Genomic DNA, 3824 nt, shown 5'->3' with positions numbered 1-3824 from the left:
CGTCCCGCACCCCGACCAGCCGCTGACCACCGGTCACCGGCCGTCACCCCATGCCCGGAACCGTCACACGACGTGAACCCGCTGAATGTTTACGACGCGAGCTTCACCGGCGGCACCGCCGACACGTCCGCCGCTCCGGTGCCCAGCGCCCACACCATCGACACCCGGTCCAGTGCGTCGACCAGGCCCCGCCCGGACACCTGGGTGACCGTGGTCCGCAGTTCCTCCAGCTCCGACACCGACCGTCCCTCGGGCACCGCGAGCAGGCCGACCAGCTCCCGTGACGTGTGCGGGTCGATGTCCGCGCACAAGGTCTCGTAGATCCGGTTGTGCTCCGTGGCGCGGACGTCCTGGACGAACCGGGCCAGCACCGTGACACCGGGCAGCAGGACCCGCTCGCCCAGCAGCCAGAGCACCGCCCGGTCGAACAGGGCGCCGCGCTGCTCGGCCGACGTCCACACCCGGGCGGCGGTGAACGCGGTGAACTGCTCCTGGGCGTCGGCGGAGGGGCGGTAGCCCAGCAGGTCGCGGATCTCCCGGGCGTGCTCGTGCCCGGTCGGCAGCCGGTCGGGGTACTCCTTCAGGCAGGCGGGATCGTCGACGCCCAGCTGGTCGGCGACGAACGCCGCGACGAGGGCGGGGACTTCAGCCGGGTCGCTGAGGAACGTCCCCAGCATCCGCACCGTGCCCCACTGCACCGCCCAACCCAGCCTGTTCGCGGCGCGGCGTTTGGACCGGGCCAGTTCCAGCGCGGCGGAGTCCAGGCGGAAGAAGCGTTCCAGTTCGCCGGGGGACGGATCGCGGGCAAATTTTCCATATCGGGCGATCTGGTCGTCCGACAGGTAGTCGACCTTCATGGCCGCAGACCGTACGCCCGGCGGGTTCCGGCTGTTCCCACAACGGAACTCCCGCCACCCGAAGGGGTGGAAGAGCGGCGAACCGACCGCCGGGCCGCCGGGCGTTGCCTATCCTGGCCCGCGCACCACGACATCCGGCGCACGGAAGGGGGCGATGCGGACCGGTGGACGACGACGCCTTCACCGCCGACCTGCCCGCCCCGCCGACCGTCCGCATCCCCCGCACCGGAGCCACCCGGCACCCGGCCGCCGCCCGCGACCGCGCGGAACTGCGGGCGGCGATCGCCGAACTGCGCCGGGCCGCCGCTCCGGTGTCGCCCCCGGTGTTCTCGTACCTGACGGTGTCCGGCATCACCGGGGATTCACGGGCCCGGGCGCGGTCCCGCACCAAGGTGCTGGTCGCCCACACGATCGCCGCCGCAGACCGGCCCCGGTGCTGTCGGCCCACCGGTGACGGCTTCGTCCTGGGCATCGCCGGCCCGGACGCCGAAGACCGCATCGCAGGGCTTGAAGTCGAACTCAACCGCCTCGGCAAGCGGCACTGGACCACCGCGGTCCTCCCCGAGGGGGCAACGCCTCCGGACCCGGATTCGGTGGAGGCGTTCCCCGCCGGATGACGGCTGGTCAGGCAGCGGACTGCACCAAGATCATTCCTTAGCGTTCAATCCTTCAAAAATTTGCGCCGGACCCCGTAACTGCCCGTGAGGTCGTATGCCTCAAGGATTTCCATGATCTCCCTATTGCTCTTCACCCGGTCGACCATCGCCGACGAGTGTCCGGCGGAAGCGAGCGGGGAGGTATCTGGCCACGAGTGGGGAAGTCGTCGGCCATCAGTGGGGCCCTAAATGGCCGCCTTTGGGGAGTATGTCAAGGTCACGGTCACAAGATCAAGGCGGCTCGCATCCCCTATCGGGTGCCATCCGCCGAGGATCTGCCGACACGCGTGTCCGGCGTGCTCGCCGTCCTGTTCCTGGTGTTCAACGAGGGCTACCTGGCGACCGGCCCCGACGCCGATCCCCTACGTCACGACCTGACCGCCGAGGCGATCCGGTTCACCCGCTTGATCCGCGTCCTCCTGCCGGGCGAAGGCGAGGTGGCCGGGCTGCTGGCGCTGATGCTGCTCATCGAGGCGCGCCGCACCGCCCGGGTCTCGGCCGACGGCGAGCTGGTCTCCCTCGACGAGCAGGACCGAGGGGCCTGGGACGCGGCGCTGATCGCCGAGGGTCACCGACTGGTGCGCGAGCGCCTCGCCGCTGCCGCCGCCGGGGTGGCTCCGGGCCGCTACCAGATCCTCGCCGCGATCAACGCCGTGCACACCTCCGCCCGCGACATCCGTGACACCGACTGGTCGCAGGTCCTCGCCCTCTACGACCAGCTCGTCCGCCTCGACCCCGCACCGGTCATCGCCCTCAACCGGGCCATCGCGGTCGCCGAACTCGACGGCCCTGAGGTGGCGCTGGCAGCCATCGACCGTCTTGAGGACCAACTGGCCGGCTATCACGCCTACCACGCGACCCGCGCCGACCTGCTGCGCAGGCTGGGCCGCAGTCAGCAGTCACGCGCGGCCTACGACAATGCCATCGAACTGGCGGGCAACACCGCCGAGACCGCCTACCTGACCCGCCGCCGCGACCAACTGCGGTAGCGCCCGCGGATTCCGATCGAAATCCCGCGCGGACGACGTGACTCGTGCACGTTATTCGGTAGGCCGATCGAGAGGGGCCGATCGTGGTGGTGACGGTTACCAAGCTGGAGACCCGGTGCCGCGGGACCCGTAAGGCCGGTGGCCTGACCATGCGTGCCGCGATCGACGCCTTCCTCGACACCCCGAAGGTCAAGGGCTCCCCGAACACCCTGCGCGCCTACACGAACGTGCTCGACCGAACCGCCGATCAGGTCGGCCCCGGCCGCAAACTCGCCGACGTCGACGACACCGAGATTAGCGACGCGCTCACCGAACTGTGGGGCGAGGCGAAGCCTGCGACCTGGAACCGCGCAACCGCGCCGCCGTCCATGAAGCCACCGCGGCCCTGTCCAGCCACCGCCGACGCGGCTAAACCACCAGGTCGATGGGCTACAGCTCGGCTACACACACCCGGCCGGGTCGGCTCCTCGGCGATCTTCCCGTACGCCTCAGTCTGCCCATCAGTCAAAAACTCCACCGGCATGCGCCGGACGTGACCATCTACCCGCACGCGACCGTGGATCTTTGACCGAACATCCGTACCGACCGATCACTTGTGCTAAAGGATCACTATGGGGTGAACATGATCAATCTCACCGATATTGACTGTTCCGTGGGTCCCCGAGGCCGGGAACGGGCCGCATTTCCCCTGAGAGCCCAGCTGGCGGAACATCCTGCCTGATGTTCTGCACGCCTCGATTCCGGCTGATATTTCGCAGTTAATGCATTAACCGTAACCGGTTATTCGTTATTCATCTCCTCAAAAGAGCGTCCTGAGCTGGGGAAATGCAACCCAACCCCGCAAGAGGAGACGCTCGGAGGATCATTCCTGGCGAAGTCTTTAGCTCAGAAACGTTGAACGCTGCACGGTATTTCTGATTTCCGATAACGCGTCCGTATCGGAAATCAGACTTGATGCATATTGCACTGAATCGTCCTCCGGTGTCGCCGGGTGGGGTGCCGTTAACTGTGCGACATCCCGTGAGTTCGCCTAAGCCTCGGTGACGCTCTCTGCTGCTGGCCTAGGCCTTTCCCTCTCTGCCAGTCTGTGGTGATACATCCGATTTTGCCGGGTTAATCTGAGAGGGCACGACAGGAGACCCCCACATGACCAGCACCACCCCCGCCGCGGCAGACCCTGTCAAGCCCCGGGTTTTGTGGAGAGTGGGTTAGCTGGTTTTCTGGAGTGTGAGGCTCCCCCGCTAAGCGGGAAGTGCTGATTGCCTGGTCAGCGGGGTCTGACCTGGTTTCGAGTTCACCTGATCAGCCGTCGCCCGCTCGGC

4 protein-coding genes are annotated in these 3824 nt (G+C 67.6%); 3 read left to right on the top strand and 1 reads right to left on the bottom strand.

Annotated elements, in window-relative coordinates:
* Positions 1-89: 89 nt before the first annotated feature.
* The gene (locus tag AC0Z36_RS29310) at positions 90-857 is read right to left on the bottom strand and encodes a DUF4158 domain-containing protein (RefSeq protein WP_485466115.1); all 768 of its coding nucleotides are present in this window, start codon (positions 855-857) and stop codon (positions 90-92) included.
* A gap of 164 nt (positions 858-1021) precedes the next feature.
* Between AC0Z36_RS29310 and AC0Z36_RS29305 the strand changes: the two genes are divergently transcribed.
* The 3 genes from AC0Z36_RS29305 to AC0Z36_RS29295 all read left to right on the top strand — a co-directional run bounded on the left by AC0Z36_RS29305 (position 1022) and on the right by AC0Z36_RS29295 (position 3038).
* Entirely contained in the window at positions 1022-1474 is a 453-nt protein-coding gene (locus tag AC0Z36_RS29305) for a hypothetical protein (protein WP_485466114.1), read from the top strand.
* A gap of 326 nt (positions 1475-1800) precedes the next feature.
* Positions 1801-2502 (top strand): RNA polymerase sigma factor, encoded by a 702-nt coding sequence (locus AC0Z36_RS29300; protein ID WP_485466113.1) that lies wholly within the window; start codon positions 1801-1803, stop codon positions 2500-2502.
* An 83-nt stretch (positions 2503-2585) separates the two neighbouring features.
* The gene (locus AC0Z36_RS29295; RefSeq protein ID WP_485466116.1) at positions 2586-3038 is read left to right on the top strand and encodes a hypothetical protein; all 453 of its coding nucleotides are present in this window, start codon (positions 2586-2588) and stop codon (positions 3036-3038) included.
* The last annotated feature ends 786 nt before the right edge of the window (positions 3039-3824 follow it).

It is taken from the genome of Kitasatospora sp. UYEF31 (assembly GCF_057291755.1).
The sequence above is the reverse complement of the archived record's forward strand: the minus strand, read 5'-3'. Positions and strand labels throughout refer to the sequence as shown.

Excerpts from the sequence above, each read along its gene's own strand:
- AC0Z36_RS29310 (WP_485466115.1), bottom strand. The coding sequence starts at position 857 with ATGAAGGTCGACTACCTGTCGGACGACCAGATCGCCCGATATGGAAAA.